The sequence below is a fragment of the Vibrio sp. KUL78 genome (genome assembly GCF_059725505.1).
The window spans coordinates 344,248-364,943 of sequence record NZ_AP045838.1 but is presented as its reverse complement, the minus strand read 5'-3'; the positions used below and the strand labels follow the sequence as shown (position 1 = coordinate 364,943).

The window sequence follows — 20,696 nt, the reverse complement described above, 5'->3', positions numbered from 1 at the left end:
TGATGACATCCGTCTCTATCGCAAAATTAAAATCACCGAATAAACATCTCACTTAATAAACAAAGGGCTCACAATGTGAGCCCTTTGTTGTATGTGCAGTATTCAAGCCTACCACTCATCTTCGAAGTAAGTACGGTGTTCAACTGCATATGGGTCTTCATCTAACCCTTTGTTTGAGAGTCCTCTCAAATGTTCGAGTTGGTGTTCCAACATGTTGACGGTCTCGTAGTCACCGTCTGAACAGGCAACATAAATCTGTTGCTCGATGGCTTCAATGCTATCTCTAATGCTCATCTCACACCTCCTAAGAGCTAACGAGAGCACCTATCTGTTCTCAAATCGATTATAGTCCAATAGACCACATTCGATAGGCTGGGTGCGCTGGTAAAACTCATGAACTTGATCGCTAAATCCCCAGAAATCTTTAGAGGTTCGTCTAACTGCATAATTGTCTAGCAATTTCACGTAGTCCTCTTCTCCTTGGATGCCTCGCAGAGTTTTGACAAAATTTTCTATGTCTGACTCTTTGAGACTTAAATACGCACCTGGGTAGCTACCGATCACACCTCGAACGAAGGTGAAGTCATCGTTTTTGTAGTCGCGGTTTTTCTCTTCAGAGAACAGGCTCGAGATATTAATGTGAGCGTTGTTGTGGAGCAGGGTAAACAACTGCTGGTTGCCATTTTCAGCTTCGATCATCACCATGACGATCTGAGGTACTGTCTTGAGCCCTTCGCCTTTGATGTCGTCGATACTACGCAGCAATGCTTCGTTTTCAGAAGAAAGCCCCGTATTCACAATATCAAAGCGATCATGTAAAACAGGTGCTAGCTCTTTCTCTAGCTTATCAAACAACTCTTTTTTGTAGTCTTGCGTCAGATACAACACCTGAGTCGGTTGACTAAATGGTTTGATGTTACGCTGCAAAAACTCACTAAATTGAGGGCTTTGCTCTTGGTACCAACTGCTGAACTCTTCATGGCGAACCGTGTTTGGTAGCAGTGCTAAGAAGTTGCTTTCACCTTCCATTCTTAAGAAGTCCATGAACATGCGAGTAATGAGCTGATGACCAAAATTACCGTAAACATCAAAACCGGCCACAAGCAGGTAATGAATTCGCTCCAGAAGGGCGTAATCTAAGATCCAAGCCGTTTTGGGTTGATTGCCAACGAGCCCTTGAACTACGGATGCGCTGTCGAAGTGGCGGAATACGGTCAGAGCCGCATTTGGGTTTTCTCCATCACCCGTCCAGAGCACATCGGTCGTGAGGTGTTTGCCACCTTCAAACCATTTATTCATGAACTCTGACTTCGCTTCTAAATAGCGAGTTTGCTGATTTGCATACTTGACCCAATTGGTAATAGGGACAGTATTACTCTCAAGTTCGCTTGGAAGTTTGAGGTTATCCGCCTGTTGCTGATAGAACTCGTCGACTTCTGGTAGATCAGATTTTTCAGGATCCAGAAAGAACACCCAGAAACGATCATTGATCACGTTAAGGGCAAGTTGACCACGGCAAACTGGACCTTTGATATACGCCATGATGGTATTCTGAGCATTATCAAGCATGAATCTAAATCTTGCTTTGACGGGTAGATCTTTAAAGGCTGTCATTGGATTTGCTGATACCGAGATATCGTAACTCGGTAACTCAGCCACTTTATAGTTAGGTTCGATAAACCACTGATACCAACTCTCAAGTCGTGGCATGTTGAGTGCAAATGGCATATGAGTCTTATCAACGATGGTGCTGCGCACAGCAACCAAGCGATAATACACACGCTCAACGCCCGGATCATCATATGGGCGTCGAGTCACCACACGTTTAATTGGCTGCCCAGGCGGAGTGGATGAACGAACTATCGTAAAGAAGCGACGTTCCGTTTCTACTTCTGAGAAATAGAGATGGGCAAGATAGAGGTGCTCGTATATGTAGCGAGCGGTAAGTTGGTTCTTCAACGCGTCGTTGTTGAGTAGTTTTTCGTATTCATCCACCAGCCCTTGCTCTTCTTCTGTCAGTGGCAAAGGAGCATTCATTTTCGCGCCGCTGCCAAGCCAAGAGATAAGGGTTTGATATTCACTATTGGTGATTGCTGGCATTCCATACGGCATGCCCCACAAAGGATATTCTGCCTCGTAGGCGTCGTATTCTTCAATAGTCGGGCAGACTTGCTCACGTGCAATAGAGAAATCGAAGCCTTCTAATTGATCCGTTTCAGGTAGTGGATGACGCGCTTTTTGCGTGAGCATTCTTGCTACTAAACCTGCGTCTAAGTTACCAGCGAGTGATTGTTCGCGTTCGTTTAACACTGGAAAAAAGCCAAGCTCACGCCACTCTGCGGTTGTTTGTGCATCCTCAAACAGTCTCGTTGGTTGTGATGCTGTCAAACGGGTCCCTTGATAAACAAGTTCTTTACTGGCTCCTCTGTCGATTCCGTCGACGGATGATAGTTTTAATTGGCATGGAGCATCGTAACAGGCATGACACACAACACAGCGATTATCGATGATTGGTTTTACCTTAGTTAGGAATACATCCGCTTCTGGCGAAGAAGGGGGGACCGTCCTCTCTCTAACTTCGGGCTGACCAAATAGCTGGTCATAATTGAGGCCTGCATAGGTCGCACATCCAGAAAAGATGAGGATTAGCAGTGTTAAAGAAAATCGTCTTGTTGTCATAGTGTGCTCTCAATGCGTCGCGTAGTGCGAGTCGTTCCTTCGTGCATAGTGCTAATTTTCATGGATAAATCAATAATTTTCCAATATTTAACGAAGAAAGATGCCCATTGAAGTAGAAAGAAGACCAAAAAAAAGCCTGACATAAATGTCAGGCTTTCAATGCGATGGTATTTATATAAACCAAAAGAATTATGCTGCTTTAAGTTCCGCTGCTTTCTCTTCTGTAATCGGCTTAGTGACAAGTGAAAGTACGATACATACGCCCATCATCACCGCTGAAATTGTGTAAGCTAGGTTGTAACCGCCACCGTGAGTCATCGAGTAACCAACGATCGCTGCACCGATAGCACCACCAATACCCCAAGAGGTATAAAGAACGCCGTAGTTCGTACCGTAGTTCTTAAGGCCGTAGTACTCGGCTGTCAGTGATGGGAATACCGCTAGTAGCGTGCCGTAACCAACCGCCGCAACTGCGGTACCGATGATCAGCATGAACTCAGACGTAAACGTTGAGAACAATACCATGTTCACACCTTGAAGGATGAACGCGAGCATCAGCGTACGTACGCCACCAATCTTATCAGATAGGATACCAGCAGCAATACGACCACCAGAGTTGAAGATAGCCAGTAGTGATGCCAAGTACACTGCGTTTGGCAGGTTAGCTTGTACACTTGCAATGTTCGTGATGTTGCCGATGATCATAAGACCTGCTGCAGCAGCAAATGCGTACATTACCCATAGTGAGTAGAACTGAGGGGTTTTCAGCATTGCCTTCCAGCTAATGTCAGTAGCCTTCTTAACTTGAACCGGAGCTTGACCCGCTTTTACTTTTGGCGCTTCTGGTTGATAACCAGCTGGTGGGTTATTGATAGTCGCTGCTAGAGGGACTGCAATAATAAGGACACCAACACCAAGAACCATGAATGCAGAGCTAATACCCATAGAACCAATCAGAGAAGAGGTTAGGGGAGCAAGATAGACAGCTGCTAGACCAAAGCCTGCTGCAATTAGACCGTTTACCATGCCTTTCTTAGAAGGGTGGAACCATTTCATTGCTGAAGGTGACAGACATGCATAGCCAAAACCGATACCTGCACCTGTGATCATACCGAACGTGATGTTAAGCATCATTACTGACTCAGCAAAGCTTGATGCAATCATACCTAGACCCGTTAGCGTCGCACCCAAGATAAGGATGTTACGTGGACCCATGCGATCTTGAAGTACGCCCGCTACTAGAAGACAGATAGAAAAAGTGATGGTCGCGATCGCGTAAGGTGAAGACGCATCAGCTGCGCTCCAACCCCATTCACTCACTAGGGCTTTATTAAATACACTCCAAGCATACAGGATGCCAAGACAAAGGTTGATACAGAATCCTGCAATCAGAATTCGCATTGCTTTATCAATCTTGCTCATTTTTGTTCTCTGATATGTCGAACAACGTTCGGGGGGTTAAACACTCAAATTTAGTTTGCGTTTATCAACAGATAGCGCAATCGAGCGCGGATTATAACCAATATTCCTACAATTGGAATCGATTTTTCCGAATAAATTCAATTAACTTATTTATGTAATGGATATGTAAAATTGAGTTTAATTTATAGTGTCTCTTATTACGCAAAGTCGCTGGATCACAAATTTAGCAAGAGCTGAAAAAAGTTATGTTGTAAATACATTGTTACAATATGAAGTTAACACAAAGTAAAATACGTAACATACTGTAAGTGAAGTGGATTTGGGTTTTCTAATGTTGTCTATATGTAACAGAAAATTAATGAGTGAATACTGCCCTTGTAGTGGTTAAAAAATGAGCTTGAAATCAATTTAATTAGGGATAACAATACACGTAAAATGAGATTTAAAAATTGAAAATGGACATTTCAATCGCGATTGTATTTGTTTATTGAGGTGACTTATGTTCATGACAAAAATCCTAATGTTACTTGGTGTGTCTCTAGGCGCTGGTTACGCTGCCGCTGACCATATCCACTCTTATTTACTTGGTTTATCAATTGCCTCGCTAGCGGTAGGCGCGTGTTACATGATTGCGTTTGCAAGCATGCGTTTCCCACAATTCGCTATGGGACTGCTTCTATTAGGCACGATCGCTAAGCTAACAGTGACCGTAGTCGGGGTAGGGTTGAGCATCTCAAATGATTTAATTACTTCGCCAATCGTGTTTGCACTGTCTTACTTGTTCTACCTCATCGCGGTGAGCTATTTGTGGTTTAGTTACAAAGACAGCATTACTCCAGCACCTAAAGGACTTAAAGCTCAAACTGCTTAATGTCTATTTATTGTTTCCAAGGTATGTTACCTAGCTAACTCACCTCATATAGAAAAACGCCTCATCATATAAATAATGAGGCGTTTTTTTGTGCCAGTCGTTAATTACCTTTGGCTTAGAAGAGGTATTCTAGCGTTACCGACCAGTTGCGACCAGGTTGAGTATATAGATCATAGTTTTTTGGACTCATTGAGCCCGGCACAACCGTTTTGTAGCGAAGGTCGTCATGCAACCAATATTTGGCATCGAACGCATTGAATAGGCCGGCACGAAGCGTTAGATCCTGCATCGGTCTGTAGTAAGCCGTTAAATCAACAACCGCGTAACCTGGGGCGTCAACATTCTTCTCACTGTCAGGTTGATCATTGTCTTGCCAGTCGGTCTTTCTACTTGCCATTGTTACCGAACTCAACAAGCCCCAGTTATTTTGAAGATTGTCGTAACCTAAAGCGAAAACTGAACGAAGCGGGGTGATTGTATCAAGCTGTTCACCTGTCGATTTGTCTTCACCATCGGTGTAGGTCAACGAAAATCGAGTATATAGGCCTTGCGGAGCTCCCAGAAGCTCATCTAACGCAACATCACTGGAGAACTCAACGCCTCGAATATCAACGTTATCTAAGTTCACCATAGTGTAAACATCTTTACCGCTGTCAGGATCAGTGCCTAGATCTTTACTAGAGATGAAATCGGTATATTGGTTGTAGAAACCGACTAGTTCATATTTAGCGACATTCGATTGGCTTCTAAAGCCAAGTTCATAAGATAAGCTGCGCTCTGACTTTAGCTCAGGGTTTGCTTTGATGATGGCACCTTGGTTATAGGTATAGTAAAGGTCGTGAACCGTCGGCGCTTTGAAACCCTGGCTAATTTGACCAAATACGCTGTACTGCTGGGATAGATGATATACCGCGCCAAGTTTGGCTGAGAAGTCGTCGTCTTGATACGGACTTATTTCGTTGGTGTATCCTTCGCTCGCTTTCGGATCAGTCTTAAAGCTGTCGTAACGAAGACCCGCATTCAATACAAGGCGCTCGTTCAAAAGGAAAATCTGATCTTCGACGAATAACCCAAAGTTCTCGGTTGTTGCATCTGGTACGCCCGTTGAACCTACCGTATCGCCACTAGACTTGAAGTCATCGTTGTTTAGCTGAAACTTATTGTTTTTGTAGTTCAAACCATAAGTAAGTAGGTGATAGTGGCTATCAAAATCGAGTTGCTTATTTAGCTGAGTGTCGAATTGCCAAGTACTGTCTTGCGCATCTCGTTGTCTTAAGCGGTCACCGTAAATGTTAGTGTTGTCATAGTTTTTGTTTAGGCTGCTACTGTCTTGAAAATTGACCGACCATTTTAGATCGTCTGCAATAGCCGCATTGACTTGCCACTCATGCTCAAAGCCTAGGCGTAAACGCTTGTTTCTATCTTCGGTGTTACGGCTGTTATAGGTGAAATCAAAACCAGGGCCCATTGGGATAGAAATCCCGTAGTAAGAAAGTTCGTCTTCTTTGTGTGTAAAGTCATAATACTCACCAGTCAGGCCAATACGGTGGTTATCGTTAAACTGGTAAAACGCTTTGGCGAGTACGTTGCCAAGTTGCTTACTTGCTGGGTTAGCCGCACCACGTTGGTCACCAACCACATCTGCGCCACTACCGTGTGTTTTTGTTTCTGAACCATCTGCATAAGTCAGCATCAGTAAGGTTTCGAGTTTGTCTTGACGCATTGCCCAAGTGGCAGTGGTTTTGAAGTTCTCATCTGCAGAGCTGTAACCGGTCTTAATACCGAATCGGTGCTCATCTCCATCAGTCACCAAAACATCGTCCGGATTTTTAGTGCGCATGACGACAGCACCACCAACGGCGTCAGAGCCAAATACCGAAGAGGAGGCACCTTTGTTCACCTCGATAGTTGCTAAGGTGTCGACTTCAATGGCATTTGGATATTTTCTCTGTTCGCCAGCACCAGGATTGTAGGCGACAGGTTGTTGTACACCATCCACCATTATCTTGACTCTCGAACCATTCATACCACGAATGTTGAAGCCAGACAGTCCGAAACGACCACTACCTTCAGCTTCTACACCGGGTAGGTATTTCACGGCTTGCTTAACGTCATTCGCCATTGCCTGCTCGAACTCTTCGCTAGACACTTTGCTGATAGAAGTCGATACATCTGAGTAGGCTTGTGGTGTTTTAGAAGCCGAAACAACAACGACTTCGTCAAACTTTTTTTGCTCGTTCTCTGCGAAAACTTGGGGGGCAATTGCCATTAAAACTGAAGTCGCAATGAGCTGCTTCTTGAAAGGAAACTGATACATCATTTTAGTCCATAATTTTGATTGTGTGTGAGCCTTCAAAGGGCAGTTGCCGAAAATAATACAGATCATAATGAGAATTACTATTATTTTCATTAATAAATGTGATTGAGTGGTTATAAAATACTCACGTTGTGTTCTTGCATTGTTTTTGCTATCACTGTCAGTAAGTTAAGAGTTTTCACTGAAAAGGACTGCTAATGTCGGTATCGATTACACTAGAAGCACTGACTATTCTTGATGCAATAGAGCGCAGAGGCTCGTTCGCTGCTGCAGCCGGCGAGTTTGATCGCGCTACGTCTTCTCTGAGTTATCAAATGCAAAAGCTTGAGCAAGACTTAGACATCATGATTTTTGATCGCTCAGGGCATAAAGCGACCCTTACAGAGGCGGGCAAACTCATCTTGGAAAGAGGGCGAGTGATACTGCAAGCCACCGAGAGCATGATCAATGAGGCTAGGTTGATTGCTAATGGATGGGAGCTAGACCTAACCATTGCTTACGACAGCATTATTCCGGTGAACAATTTCTTTGATCTGGTCGACAAGCTAGGAATGGTCAGTAAAACTCGTATCAAGCTTGAAGAGGAAGTGCTAGCAGGATGCTGGGAGTCGCTCAATGAAGGTCGCTGTGATCTACTCGTCTGCCCACAGCCTGAAGTCTTGCCACAAGGTGTTAAAGCGGAAAAGCTTGGCGAAATGTCAATGACATGGGTAGCGGCTTCCGATCATTATGTCCATAAGCGAAAGGGGGACTTCGACAGTGACGCTCGAAGTAAATACCGTGTTATTGCGATAGCCGACACTGCAAGAGAGCAACCAGCGCTAAGCGTTAACATCTTAGAGAAGCAACCTAGATTGACCGTTTCCAACCTAGATGCGAAGGTTGAAGCTTTAATTTCTGGCTTGGGCATTGGAACACTCCCAACACAAGTCGCTGAGAAGTTGATCCAGCAAGGTTCACTTAAACAAATAGCAAACACTGAAGTCGCAAAGATTGATGTTGTTTTGGCATGGAAACGCAACAACATCGGTGAAGCTAAGTCATGGTGTATACGACACCTGACAAAAGAGTGGGATCTAAAATAGGGGCGTTTTCGCCCCCATTGTCACTTCAAAACTGAACTCACGAACTTAGCTTTACAGCTTGAGTACCATATCTGCAACGCCATCTTCGAACTGTACGTCTAGTTCAAACCCTAGTTTCTGAGCTAGGGTTAACATGCCTCTGTTTGTCGGCATTGTCATACCAGAGATTTGCCTGGTCTGTTTATTCTTACAGTAGTCGATGATTTTGTTCATGAGTATACGACCTAGACCATTTCCTTTTAGATCGGAGCGAATCAGGATGGCAAACTCCGCATCACTGTTATCAGGTGTGACCAGCACTCTTGATACACCAATAATATGCGGAGTTTTGTGGCTCAGGTCGACGGCGACAAACGCCATTTCTCGGTCATAGTCAATTTGAGTTAGATTGGCGAGCGCTTCATGATTGAACTCTCCAACATCTGAGAAGAAACGCTTATACAAATCCTCTTTCGTCACGTTATTAATAAAGTCGGCGTGGTACGGCTCATCTTCAGGTCTAATAGGGCGAAGTAATACTCTAGTCTCATCACGAAGCGTCAAAACCTGTTCCATCTCAGTTGGATACGGGCGGATCGCGAGTCTAGCTTGTGGGTCACCTTCAAAGCGTTTTATGACTACCGACGCATCTAAGATAGTAATGTCGTCGCCATTGAGTAGAAGTGGATGTATATCGAGCTCATGAATCTCCGGACAGGCAACAACGACTTGCGATATCTTCACTAAAAATCCAGCAAGTTTCGCAAGGTTTATTGTGTTAGTCGACTGTTGAAATTTCAGTACACCTTTATTGATGGCGTTAATGATCAGATATCGAGCCAGTGCCATGTTTAGTGGAGGCAATGCTGTCACCGCCTCTTTGGCGATGTTCCAATCTGACCCTCCTTGGCCAATAAAAATAGCAGGGCCGAACGTAGGATCGGATAGAACCTTTATCCTAATCTCTTGACCGCCTGCGACCTTAGCCATTTGTTGGACGGTTAGACCTTCGATTCGAGCATCAGGGTAGGAGAGGCGAGTTCGGTCAAGGATAGATTGAGCGGCATTTGCGACTTCCTGAGAGTCTTTCAGGTTTAACATCACGCCATGAATATCAGACTTATGGGCAATATCGGGCGAGCGTAGTTTGACCGCAACAGGATAACCAATCTTATCGGCAAGATGTATTGCTTCCGTAGGCTCGTGAGCGAGCCAAGTGGGTAACGTCGGCAGATTTAATAGATCAAAAAGTTGTTCACATACGTGAGATTCTAGAGCGGTCGAGCCTGTTGAATCAGGCAATGCTGAAATATGTCCGGCTAACCAATCGTGCGCTTTATCGAGTTGCTCAGTGGTATATGAGTCGGTGGTGGTGGGTGTCTCCATTAACTGCCATTGATTTCGTCGGTACTCTACGAGGTGCATGAAGGCAGTGACTGCACTTTCCGGCGTCCGATAGGTGGGGATCCCTTGTTTGGTAAACTGAAGTCTTGCTTCTTTTGCGGTAGCTTCGCCAGACCAGTTAGTGAGGATATTAAAGCGTTTGGATTTAGGGTGTTTTTGGACGGTCTCAATGATCTTCTGGGCAGTACTTGTCGACTCCGCCGTTGCTGAAGGGCTGTGCATGATAAGTAGCGCATCTATATCTTCGCTATCAAGAATAATTTGAGCGGCTTTACAATACCGATCAGCCGTCGCATCGCCTCCCAAATCAATAGGGTTGGTTTTAGACCACGTTTTTGGGAGAACTGTATCTAACACCTCGATGGTATCCGTAGATAGCTGAGCGAGACTTCCGCCTTTATCAGCTAGGGTATCTAGCGCCATTAAGGCTGGCCCCATACCATTAGTAATAACCGCTAAGCGCTCACCACGAAGAGGCACCGAATGAGTGAGTGTCTCAACCGCTGCAAACAACTCATGAGTATTGTTTACCCTCAACATACCAGCTCTTTGAATCGCAGAATCGTAAACGATATCAAAAGAAGCAGCAGTCGCTGAGACGTTAGGGGTACCAGTTTGATGACGCCCAGCCTTGAGTACCAAGATACGACGATTTCGTGATGCAGCACGAGCAGCAGAGAGGAACCGACGAGCGTCTCTTACAGAGTCAACATAGAGGAGAATTGCTTCGGTTTTACTATCCCGCGATAGATAATCAAGTATGTCATCGAAATCGACGTCGCTACCGCTGCCAATAGAAACAAAGGCCGAAAAGCCGATCCCTTTGTCGTTTGCCCAATCGAGGATCGTTGTGCATACCGCCGACGATTGAGAGATAAATGCAAGTTTCCCTGGTAAGCAATCAACAGGAGAAAAAGAAGCATTAAAGTTTTGCCACGGAAGAAGAACACCAAGGCTGTTGGGCCCGACGATTTTCATTCCGGCCTGTTGCGCTATCTGTTGGCACTTTTGCTCGATGGTAAGTTGTTCATCGTAGAGTACAGACATGTCTGACGCCATAATGATCGCAACCTTTACACCTGCAATAGCGAGGTCATTAATAATGTCCACATTACGGTCGCCGCGGGTACACAGAATTGCGATATCCGGGATCAGAGGAAGTTCACTTATGGCACGGTAGCAAAGTATTCCATTTACCGATTTGTATTTTGGATGTACGGGTAATATTGTGCCCTGGTAGCCCCCCATCAAAAGGTTTTTAATCACCACGCTACCTGCACGACTTGGTTTGCTCGACGCGCCAATAACCGCAATTGAAGTAGGTTTAAAAAGTGTATCCAACGACATAGATTCTCCCTAAAGCGGATATTGAAACCGAGCAACAGCCACTGCTTTAGACACATTAAAGCAGCGAGTACATATACCAGACAATACTAGTCTAGCTTTAAATCGATTAAAGCTAGTATGCTCTTAAAATTGGAGATAACGTATTGCTGTACCTCAATTATTGTGTAACATGTCACAGGTAGATAAGACAGGCACTTTGAATCTCAAATTCTAATCGTTCCTGTCTGATTAAGGATAAGCAACAATGAATTCAGGCAGTGATACAATGAAGAAAGTAGTGATAGTGAGCTTGGCGGCTATGTTGGCAGCTTGCGCCTCTGGTGATTACACAACAGAAGTAAAGTCGGAAAGTTATCGTGAGGACTATCAACCAGTAGAAGCGAAAGCAGCAGCTCCCGTTGCTGTAGCGACTACAACGACAGTCGCTGCAGAGAAAAAACCGGTCACTGCCGCTCAAAAAAGCGAACCAAAACAACAAGTAGCACCGCAATCAACGGCAGCGAAGACCAAATCACAACCGGCTCCAGCTACGGCTCAACAAGCTGAAAGTAGTAAAGTCGTGAAGATTGTACCGCCATCGAAGAAACAAGCAGAGCAAGACTACCGTTTTGGATATACCATTCAGGTGGTAGCCGTGGGTAGTCAAGATAAGGTCACACAGTTTGCTGACAAACTACCTAAAGGTACTCAGCCAGTATGGCAAAACTATAAAGTGGTTAACGGTACAAAATGGTACACCTTGTTGTATGGAGACTTTGCATCCAAGGTGAAAGCTAAGCAAGCTATCCAGACGCTACCAAAAGAGTTCCAAGACCTAAAGCCGTTTGTTCGTAGTATCGATAAAATCAAGAAATCTGATTATCCAACGTTAAGCAAACTGAACTAAGAATTAGTGAGAAAACGCCCAGTGCTGAAGCGCTGGGCGTTTTTGTATGTAATCTGCCCACCTAATCGAATAAATATCAGTTTTAACAGATTTTGGACTGAATCTTCCTCTTCAATCGTTTATCATTCGATGAAAGCAATCTAAGGACAAGCTTAAGATGTCAAAACTCAATATTCTTCTTCTGTGTGGTGGCGGTTCTGCCGAACACGAAGTTTCTCTTGTATCTGCCAACTATCTAGAAAGTCAGCTTAAATTAAACGCTAGATTCAACGTGACTCGAGTTGAGATCACGACTGATGGCTGGAAATGCAGTGATGGGAACCTTGTGGTACTAGACCTAAACCAAAAAGCACTGGTTGGTGAGCATCTTAAACTGGACATAGATTATGTGGTGCCATGTATTCACGGTTTTCCTGGGGAAACGGGTGATATTCAATCGTTGTTTGAAATGGCGAATATTCCTTATCTAGGATGTGGGCCAGAGGCGAGCAGTAATAGCTTCAACAAAATTACGTCCAAATTATGGTATGACACACTTGGGATTCCAAACACACCTTACCTTTTTCTGACGGATAATGACGATGAGGCTCATAACGCATCTCATGAAGCGTTTGATAAGTGGGGCAAAGTCTTCGTTAAGGCTGCGAAACAGGGCTCATCAGTTGGGTGTTACAGCGTCACTGATAAGGCAAAGCTTGATGAATCAATTGATGCAGCGTTTGGATATTCTGATCAAGTTGTTGTAGAGCAGTCGGTTAAACCGCGAGAGCTCGAAGTGGCTGCCTATGAGTTTGAGGGCAAGCTGGTTATTACGCAGCCAGGAGAAGTAACGGCTCCAGATGGTTCGTTCTATAGCTATGATGAGAAATACAGCGCCGATAGTCACTCCACGACGACGGTTGAGGCCACTAACTTGACGCAAGCCCAGCGTGATTTAATTCAGGACTCGGCAAGAAAAGTGTTTACGCAAATGAAGTTACGACACTTATCACGTATCGACTTTTTCCTGACGGATGACGACAAAATCTATCTAAACGAAGTGAATACCTTCCCAGGAATGACGCCTATCTCAATGTTTCCGAAAATGGTTGAACATTCAGGTGTACCATTTTCCGACTTTTTAAGTGACTGTATCGAATCAGCTTTTCGCTAATCGTAGTTTTTCTTAGTTTTAAAAATCGCTTTTTGCTGTTCTGACAACGACGTTTTGCCACTGTACTGCAGTGGCATTGCAGGACTTTGCCAACGTCCAAACTCCTGTATCTCGCGTATTTTCATTCCCTCACGGGTCTTTTCTTGAACCGCTCCGACACGCCCTGATTGAGAAGAGAAACCTAACGAGTCGTCTAGACCTAATATTTGACTTGCTCTTTGTAAGACACGATGGATAGACGAATCATCAAGTTGAGTTTCTCCGACGTTGCCATGTCGATCGATAGCACGGAACAAATAAGAGTAGGGAACATGTACCAGCCAACGGCTTAAGCTTGCGCTTGCTTCGGCTGATAATGGATAACATCTTTCGTCTATAGTTACGGCGTAACGCCCATCATCTTCTAAAATATCCTCTACTTTCATAGCTTTGAGCTCACGGCGCTTCAATGCGCACTCATAAAGCAAATAATACATAGCGAGATCTCGCGCGTCCTTTTTTACGTCACTACCGGCTAATTTAGTATGAATTTGCGCTAGGTGAGCGGAGGTAAATGGTATTGTCTGCTTTACCTGTGATTCTCCTGAAAGCTTAAGTTTACTCATAACAAGAGTTACTTCACGTGCTTGAGTAGGGTCTTTATAACCTAGAATGTAATGTACAACGGATATAGTGACCGCGTAACGTCTAATACTGCTAAATTTCCTCTTTGAACTCACGTGTTCGATGAACTCTAGAACAGAGGGCGAAGTTGCAGGTAAAGAGGGACGCGAGCGTTCTAAACAGAAATCGTTAAAGACACGCCAGTCTTTTGCCATTGCCAGATTTGTACTACGTGAATATCGGTGAGCAGTCAGTTCATTAAACTCATCTGGGGTTATTCCTGAACTAAGTAAGTGTTTAAATCTGTTAGCTTTGTCAGATTCTGTAATCCGAGGTATGTCTTTTTTCATACTAATGCACTATAACTTAATTGATTGCCATACAATAACTGATAACATGTCCGACGGACAGTGTTACATCAACGATATAAGAGACAAGTCTTTATGGCTCTAGCGAGTTATCGAGGGTTTACCCTTAAATCTATAGGCTCTTCCAATCAAGTTTGGAAGGTCACCATAAAAAACCGTGAATTGCAGGGCACGCTGGCAGCCGTTAAAAAGAGTGTAGATTGGTGGTGCGATACTGCTTCAATTATCGATCCTTCTACATTAGCAGCGAGTTCGGAAAGAGCGCCGTCTAAAGGTGCGCAAGAAAACTTCCATGGCTTCACTATTAAGAACGATACCGGTGAAAACAACGCGTGGTATTGCATGTTTAATGGTAAACTTATCAAAGGTGGTAAGCTTGCTATTCAGCGACATATCGAAGCTTACCTAGTCGCAAAGAAAAAAGCAGAACAAGCAAAGTAATACTATGACTCTCGTATATTCAACGGAAACAGGCCGCATTAAAGAAGAAAAGCAGAAACCAGAACGTCCAAAAGGCGATGGTATTGTGCGAATCCAAAAACAAACTAAGGGCCGCAAAGGCAAAGGCGTTTCAATTATTACAGGTTTAGATCTTGATGACGCACCTCTAAAGCTTTTGGCTGCAGAGCTTAAGAAAGTTTGTGGTTGCGGTGGTTCTGTTAAAGATGGAACGATCGAGATTCAAGGCGACGCAAGAGATAAAATCAAAGCTGCGTTAGAAAAGAAAGGCTACACAGTCAAACTCGCTGGCGGCTAACGTAACTAAGACTCGAACAAACAATGCCAACACAATGAATGTGTTGGCATTGTCGTATCTAGAACCACATTATCTAAATCGATAGATTAAGATAATGTGGTTATTAGGTATTTTATGGTAAATCAGCGTTATCGTTAAATAGCGTGTCCGGAGAGGAGAAGGTTAGCGTATGGGACAAAGATTTTAAGGAGATTAAGCCTTAATTTAACATAATATACATAATGCGCACTAAGGTTGTAAGAGCAACATAGTAATGTCCGGTTTACAGCCGACAGCCAATTTCCATTTGAATTTTTAAAACAACACGTTGAACCTCAATACACCAACCATCCATTTGGCAAATTGACGTTGAACTCAAGTGCTTTCTACAAACACTAGTCTACAGCTTAACAATCGAATCTGGATTATGGGATTGAATTTAAAGTCTAAACTCCCTAGTTATGGAATTGTTCACCCTGACGTTACCATTCTTATAATAACCATTTCGCCAAAAGTTCGGTTGCCCATTCGTAAGCATCCAGTGTTCTTACTTAAAACCGGTGACGAACTTGAACTGTCTCATAGTGACGCAATTGTTGATATGTAGTCTTACGGTAGCAATCATAGAAACGAACATGCAAAACTAATGCTTTTCGATGCGGACACTATTAATAAAAATCTCTCCGCCTTTGAGTAAGCCGAAGCACGTCTACTTCCTTAAACAAACCGAATCGGGAGTAAGTCTACGTCTACGTATCAACAAGTCGACTGAGTTTAAGCACGGATTCACACTAGTATTGTGACATCGTAACTTTAATTATCGAGATGTCTTATTGCCTATGTTTTATCGCACCTGGCTATTTTTCTAATGCTACATACTAGGCGGCTTCCTCCTGAACAAAGATCTTCGAAGATCATATGTGAATACTTACTGCTTTTGTAGCCCTCTCAAATAAGGCAGAATATTTCACTAGTAATATTAGCTCGCAGATTTAGGTTTGTAACTTAGTTACAGATTGCACTTTCCATTAATCACACCCAGTGATTTGCTCTGCCGTATCCTGTTGAATTGATTGGTTATATCTCAAAATCCTAGTATGATGTTCGCTTGAAGGCTGGCGTTTCGTTGCTTTTCTTCCTATCTATTCGATTTATTAATACCTATACTTCAGACATAAAAAAACCCTCCAATTGGAGGGTTGAGACTTATTCAAACTAGCTTAGCTGTCTTTGTCGCTTTGTTCAGCGCGGATCTCTTCAGCAACCATCTTGATTGCTTGAGCAGTACTAATGCCCTGCTTCATAAGCTCTTGGATTTTTTCTACTGCGGCTTGCTGTTCTTCATGGCTTAACGTTAAATCATCAAACATAATTCTTCCAACTCATCGGAAATTGATAATGGACGGACTATAGCGGATCTGGTTTCTATCGCAAGTCATTTAACTAATAGGTCGCGACAAAGTTAATGGATGCACCCATGGCTTGTGGCGATGTGTAACTCGCAGCAATATCAAGTTCGATAATGTTGAGTGGGCGTAAACCGATACCAGCAGTAAGTGTCCCTTCCGAATCACGAGCAAGGTTTTTGTAGTACCCTCCCCTTAATTGAATTTGGCGAACAAGGTCTACTTCTACACCTGCTCTGAACATCTGTACATCATCATCAAACTGGGTAAATTTTTTTCTCTTTGTTAATGTCATAGTCGACTGAGAACTGAAAGTAGTCTGCGATAAATCCTGCACCTACCGTATACAGTGGTTGTAGTTGGTACTCATAACCATAGGCAACATCACGTGAACCAATGCGAGTTACACCACTTTTTGTCTGTATGTTTCGTGACAACATGTTCTTAGCAGAGAAACCAACTCTAAATGGCCCATGAAACCAAAGTGCACCGGCGTCTAGGTTAAGTGCAGTTTCGCCCGTTGATTCTTCACGAATGTTGTCAAACTTGAAGTCTTGTAGTGAGTTAACACTGGTGTAGGTATAAATGCGCTGTAGTTTTGGTGAGACTCCGAATGAGAAATGCTGGCCAAAAAGCGTTTGGTATTTGGCTAGTGAAATACCGATCTCTGTAACCGCTACGGAGGCTGTCTTAATCGCCGAGTTTTGGGCTCTGTCTTGAGGATCTAAGTCTGATGCTATATCGGGTGTTGCGACGTTTTCGACATAAGCCTTGCCAAAAATATTTGCTGCTATGTATCTATTAGGTAAGCCAAAAGCGACAGCACCACCAAAATCTACGTTAGCTTGTGTACCTGACAGTGTATTTAGAGCTGCTTCGGCTTCCGCAGCAGTCCCGGCATTGAAAGCGGCGTCTGCTTTATCAAGCATATTATCTTGATCATCATAACTAATGCCTAAAGTTGGAACCAACATTCCAGCATCATCATTTCTACGATAGATCGCAGTAAGCGCAGGATTATAAAAGGGGGCGGTTAAGTAAGACGCGGACACAACCCCCGTTCCCCCCATCGCATCACCACGTGCATCGATGGCAATGGTAGACGCTGCCAAGTGGCCAGAAGCCGTTGCGGTAGCACACAAGAGAGTGAGTTTTTTGAGTTTTGTGTTCATAAAAAATAACGCCGTTAATCCTTTGTCTAGGTATTAACGGCGTCTATTTCAATTTCTTTAGCTCTAGAACTAGATTATATGTAAAAATGTGCTACTCATCTGCCGACACATCAAATGTCTTGTTAAGTATCTGAGCGCGTTCAAAAAGAATTGGCCCTTGCCAGCGACTTTGCTTCATTGAAACGGCCAACACATAACGATCGGGTGCGATATCTGAGGTGTCGAGTGTCGTTGGATAATCAGACTCGTATTCTTTCCCCCACACCTGGGTATATTTACCATCGATATAGTCAAACAAACCAACTTCGAGCTTAGGTAAAGGACAGTAAGGATTGAGTAATGCGTTTTTCTCGATCTGCCATTTATCTTTGGCTGACCACCTTACTGTTTGTTTCAAAGGTTGGTTAGTAAAGATGAGCCACTGACTCCAACTGTCACCATCAACAAGAGAAACGTCCAGTCTATATAACCCAACCTCTAGAGGAGATGTAAGGTTGTAGCGAATTCCATACGTTGTCGAATCTGTTACACCGTCACCGTTCGCGGTCACATAGAATTCACTGTCGTTTGAGACACGTTTATCAACCCATTTTTTCAAGCTAATTTCCGACACTACACGGTCGGAATCTAATTCAATCGTCGAAAGATAGGTATCGCGACCTGGGCTTTGGATCGTTTGCTGTCTTACCACAACGTTCTCGACCCAATCCGGTAAGGGATGTGAAGAGTATCCTTTACCACAATCCACACTCAGAGATTGTAAAAAAAGCCTATTGATATGAGATTTCAGACTTTTCGTTGGTTGTTGTTGCCACTCTTCGACCAATGACTGAAACATAGATTCGAGGTCATTGTTTAGTAAGTGTTTATGCGCTTGAGAAATGGTTGATGTACCTTCAAACCAATCGGCACCAACAGATGTTGATGCCGAAAGTAGCGCGATAATTGCAAGTTTGCGTGTGCTGAACATTAGCCTTTCATTTTATAACCGACACCGCGTAGTGTCTCGATTTCAAGTCCAGGTAATTTCTGACGTAGCTGAAGCACGTGTGTATCAACAGTACGAGTTGTTGGGAAATGATTGTAACCCCAAACGTGGTCCAGCAGCTCGTCACGAGTGAATACGCGACCTAGGTTACTCGCCAAAAACAGCAACAAATCGAACTCAGTTCGAGTCAATGTAATAAGCTCGCCCTTGTAGTTCACTTCACGTGTTGCTTTGTCGATAACTAAGCTATCAGTCACGACCTTGGAAGCATCTTCAGAGTCTGTTTCAGGCGCGCGAAGCTGTGCACGAATGCGAGCAAAAAGCTCAGCTTCTGCAAATGGTTTCGTTAGATAGTCATTAGCGCCAGCGTCTAGACCCGTTACTTTATCTTTCACTGTAACAAGTGCCGTCAATAGGATAACTGGCACATCTTTGATCTGCTTCCATCCTGCTAGGTGTTCAACAGAATCACCGTCAGGAAGTTGTCTGTCGAGAATTACCAAGTCTGCTTCTTCCCAGTGCTGCTCTACCTGAGAGATAAGTTCTGCGTGCAGGCAGTTGTAACCCGCCAGTTCCAAACTTACCAATAGGCCATCAGCTAGATTCTTGTCGTCTTCAACAAGTAGCAGTGTCTGTTTCACAAGGTATCTCCAATATAAAGGTTGTTGGTGGACCGATAAGGGACATTTTCCCGCCCATTCGGCCAACCATGGATTCTACTATCGTAAGTCCTAGCCCTAATCCAGCTTTACTTACAAATGGCTTTCGAAGCTCTCGCCAATCCTTAGCCGTTAATTGTCCGTCATCTATTACTTCAATTCTGAGTGAATTTGATGATGTCACGACATTCAAACTCACTGGTGCAACGCCGTACTTAATGGCATTACGTATCAAGTTATCGATACAAGTGCCCAGCCAATAGATGTTTATTTTAGCTGCTACATCTTGATTGATAGTCAATTTTACGTCAGCTTCAAACTCTTCCTCTGCCTTATAGCTTAGCCAATCTTGAACGGAAGGTAGCCATTCTGTTGAAAGAGGTTTGTTATCTGATTGCAAATAATCCTTACTCGCTTCCGCTAACTGACGCAATCTACGTGTATCTTCACATAACCTTCTGAACTCATCATATACAGTTTCGGGTAAGTGCTCAAATTCTCTACGAAAACCTTCTACTGTTAAAGAGAGGCTAGCGATGGGTGTTCTGAGTTCGTGAGTTAAAATCTGCAGAACTAACATTCTGCTTTTCATCTCTTGTCGCTTGGTGTTCCAACGATAAATGGACCAGCCAATCACCAAAAGGATATTGGCAATGATCAGTACGATCATACTAATTCTTAGTACATCGGAATGATCCTCAACTTCCCAACACAAGTTACCTCTTTGAACGAAACAAGTATTGGTTTGAGACGCTAACTGATAGTTCAACCCAGCTTGCTTTGCATTTTCACGCCAAACTTTTGACTCAAAGAGATAGTAGATATCCCCTCGCCTTAGCCAAAGCTCCGAGTTTTCAACAAACATTGAAGAGCCACGGATCAAAGACGTCACCGTCGGTTCATCCATGATTTGCAGTCGCCCTAGTAGCGAGCCAGGAGGTGCAAGTTCACGCTCTTTAATGTGCATGAACTTTTGCAGTTCATCTTTTTTCTCAGGATATTTAAGAATATACCGAGCCGCGTATGTACCACCGCCGGGGTGGATTAATCCGCTCCTCGCGAACCACTTAGTTGATAGTTTACGACCACCACACATTGCTCTCGTATACACCAAAGGCTCGGTAATCAACGGACTGAGCGGTAATGTGCCACTACAGTTTTCTGCTAACCGATAAAGCTGTTGAATTTCCTTCAGTGGATATTTGGTTGTTTGAGGGAGCATAGACACTGGCGTTAAAAGCTGTGTTGGGTAGTCAGCTTGGATCACTCTGACGTCGTATGACGCATTCGCTTGCTCGTAGTCAAAGAACTCAACGAACTTATCTATACGCTCGGGCAAAGACTCAGCTTTCGCCGCGAACGAAAAGCTAAGTGGTAGCGTCATCAGTATTGTATAAACTAAGTTCTTCAAAAGACGTGTCTTGTAGATCGTTTGTTGGCATGGATTTTTACACATTATCGGCAAGATGAAAGCTAAGTGCACGCAATTATTTTGTTAATTCCATGTTTGTTGTAGAAATTGTAAACGAAAAAAGCCAGCTTTCGCTGGCTTTCTTAAGTTATTGCTCTTTAAAGCGCTTTAGAAATCGCGTCTACGCTTTCTTTTGCATCACTAAAATCA

Annotated in this window: 16 protein-coding genes and 1 pseudogene; 6 read left to right on the top strand and 11 right to left on the bottom strand. The window is 43.7% G+C overall.

The window, feature by feature from the left end; genetic code table 11:
- Positions 1 to 108: 108 nt before the first annotated feature.
- The 3 genes from AC6I8Y_RS18300 to AC6I8Y_RS18290 form a co-directional block, all read right to left on the bottom strand.
- A complete protein-coding gene (locus AC6I8Y_RS18300; protein ID WP_042471637.1) occupies positions 109 to 294 on the bottom strand; it encodes a hypothetical protein in 186 nt (61 codons plus the stop codon).
- A 30-nt stretch (positions 295 to 324) separates the two neighbouring features.
- Positions 325 to 2,679 (bottom strand): fatty acid cis/trans isomerase, encoded by a 2,355-nt coding sequence (locus AC6I8Y_RS18295; RefSeq protein WP_498022560.1) that lies wholly within the window; start codon positions 2,677 to 2,679, stop codon positions 325 to 327.
- A 189-nt stretch (positions 2,680 to 2,868) separates the two neighbouring features.
- On the bottom strand, positions 2,869 to 4,101 hold the full coding sequence (locus AC6I8Y_RS18290; RefSeq protein WP_252017209.1) for an L-lactate MFS transporter: 1,233 nt from the start codon (positions 4,099 to 4,101) through the stop codon (positions 2,869 to 2,871).
- A gap of 505 nt (positions 4,102 to 4,606) precedes the next feature.
- On the opposite strand from AC6I8Y_RS18290, the gene AC6I8Y_RS18285 reads away from it, so the two are divergent.
- Positions 4,607 to 4,972 (top strand): NADH:ubiquinone oxidoreductase, encoded by a 366-nt coding sequence (locus AC6I8Y_RS18285; RefSeq protein WP_128648771.1) that lies wholly within the window; start codon positions 4,607 to 4,609, stop codon positions 4,970 to 4,972.
- Between the two features lie 115 nt (positions 4,973 to 5,087).
- Here AC6I8Y_RS18285 and AC6I8Y_RS18280 read toward each other — a convergent pair whose 3' ends face one another.
- Positions 5,088 to 7,289 (bottom strand): TonB-dependent hemoglobin/transferrin/lactoferrin family receptor, encoded by a 2,202-nt coding sequence (locus AC6I8Y_RS18280; RefSeq protein WP_498023053.1) that lies wholly within the window; start codon positions 7,287 to 7,289, stop codon positions 5,088 to 5,090.
- Positions 7,290 to 7,486: 197 nt separating this feature from the next.
- On the opposite strand from AC6I8Y_RS18280, the gene AC6I8Y_RS18275 reads away from it, so the two are divergent.
- Complete coding sequence (locus tag AC6I8Y_RS18275) at positions 7,487 to 8,374, top strand: LysR family transcriptional regulator (RefSeq protein WP_234496752.1); 888 nt, start codon at positions 7,487 to 7,489, stop codon at positions 8,372 to 8,374.
- A gap of 51 nt (positions 8,375 to 8,425) precedes the next feature.
- Here the strand turns inward: AC6I8Y_RS18275 and AC6I8Y_RS18270 are convergent, their stop codons facing one another.
- Complete coding sequence (locus AC6I8Y_RS18270) at positions 8,426 to 11,104, bottom strand: bifunctional acetate--CoA ligase family protein/GNAT family N-acetyltransferase (RefSeq protein ID WP_498022559.1); 2,679 nt, start codon at positions 11,102 to 11,104, stop codon at positions 8,426 to 8,428.
- 265 nt (positions 11,105 to 11,369) lie between these two features.
- On the opposite strand from AC6I8Y_RS18270, the gene AC6I8Y_RS18265 reads away from it, so the two are divergent.
- Positions 11,370 to 11,990: an SPOR domain-containing protein gene (locus tag AC6I8Y_RS18265; protein WP_498023051.1), complete on the top strand. Its 621-nt coding sequence runs from the start codon at positions 11,370 to 11,372 to the stop codon at positions 11,988 to 11,990.
- A gap of 157 nt (positions 11,991 to 12,147) precedes the next feature.
- Positions 12,148 to 13,143: a D-alanine--D-alanine ligase gene (locus AC6I8Y_RS18260; protein WP_394151060.1), complete on the top strand. Its 996-nt coding sequence runs from the start codon at positions 12,148 to 12,150 to the stop codon at positions 13,141 to 13,143.
- Here the strand turns inward: AC6I8Y_RS18260 and AC6I8Y_RS18255 are convergent.
- Positions 13,140 to 14,096, bottom strand: a complete 957-nt coding sequence (locus AC6I8Y_RS18255; RefSeq protein WP_498022558.1) for a tyrosine-type recombinase/integrase — start codon at positions 14,094 to 14,096, stop codon at positions 13,140 to 13,142. The two genes, AC6I8Y_RS18260 and AC6I8Y_RS18255, sit on opposite strands and share 4 nt — an antisense overlap.
- Before the next feature lie 93 nt (positions 14,097 to 14,189).
- On the opposite strand from AC6I8Y_RS18255, the gene AC6I8Y_RS18250 reads away from it, so the two are divergent.
- Together AC6I8Y_RS18250 and yciH are read left to right on the top strand one after the other, a co-directional pair.
- On the top strand, positions 14,190 to 14,555 hold the full coding sequence (locus AC6I8Y_RS18250; protein WP_042471621.1) for a DUF3319 domain-containing protein: 366 nt from the start codon (positions 14,190 to 14,192) through the stop codon (positions 14,553 to 14,555).
- Positions 14,556 to 14,559: 4 nt separating this feature from the next.
- Positions 14,560 to 14,871, top strand: a complete 312-nt coding sequence (gene yciH, locus AC6I8Y_RS18245) for a stress response translation initiation inhibitor YciH (protein ID WP_042471618.1) — start codon at positions 14,560 to 14,562, stop codon at positions 14,869 to 14,871.
- A 1,199-nt stretch (positions 14,872 to 16,070) separates the two neighbouring features.
- Here the strand turns inward: yciH and AC6I8Y_RS18240 are convergent.
- From AC6I8Y_RS18240 to vxrA, 5 genes and pseudogenes are all read right to left on the bottom strand, one after another.
- Positions 16,071 to 16,220, bottom strand: a complete 150-nt coding sequence (locus AC6I8Y_RS18240) for a YoaH family protein (RefSeq protein WP_081935824.1) — start codon at positions 16,218 to 16,220, stop codon at positions 16,071 to 16,073.
- A 73-nt stretch (positions 16,221 to 16,293) separates the two neighbouring features.
- Positions 16,294 to 17,428: pseudogene (locus tag AC6I8Y_RS18235) on the bottom strand (conjugal transfer protein TraF).
- 91 nt (positions 17,429 to 17,519) lie between these two features.
- Complete coding sequence (locus tag AC6I8Y_RS18230; protein WP_498022557.1) at positions 17,520 to 18,398, bottom strand: DUF2861 family protein; 879 nt, start codon at positions 18,396 to 18,398, stop codon at positions 17,520 to 17,522.
- A complete protein-coding gene (vxrB, locus tag AC6I8Y_RS18225) occupies positions 18,398 to 19,057 on the bottom strand; it encodes a response regulator transcription factor VxrB (protein WP_128648732.1) in 660 nt (219 codons plus the stop codon). Before vxrB ends, AC6I8Y_RS18230 begins: the two co-directional genes overlap by 1 nt.
- The gene (gene vxrA, locus AC6I8Y_RS18220) at positions 19,032 to 20,459 is read right to left on the bottom strand and encodes a sensor histidine kinase VxrA (RefSeq protein WP_394151055.1); all 1,428 of its coding nucleotides are present in this window, start codon (positions 20,457 to 20,459) and stop codon (positions 19,032 to 19,034) included. Before vxrA ends, vxrB begins: the two co-directional genes overlap by 26 nt.
- Positions 20,460 to 20,696: the final 237 nt, after the last annotated feature.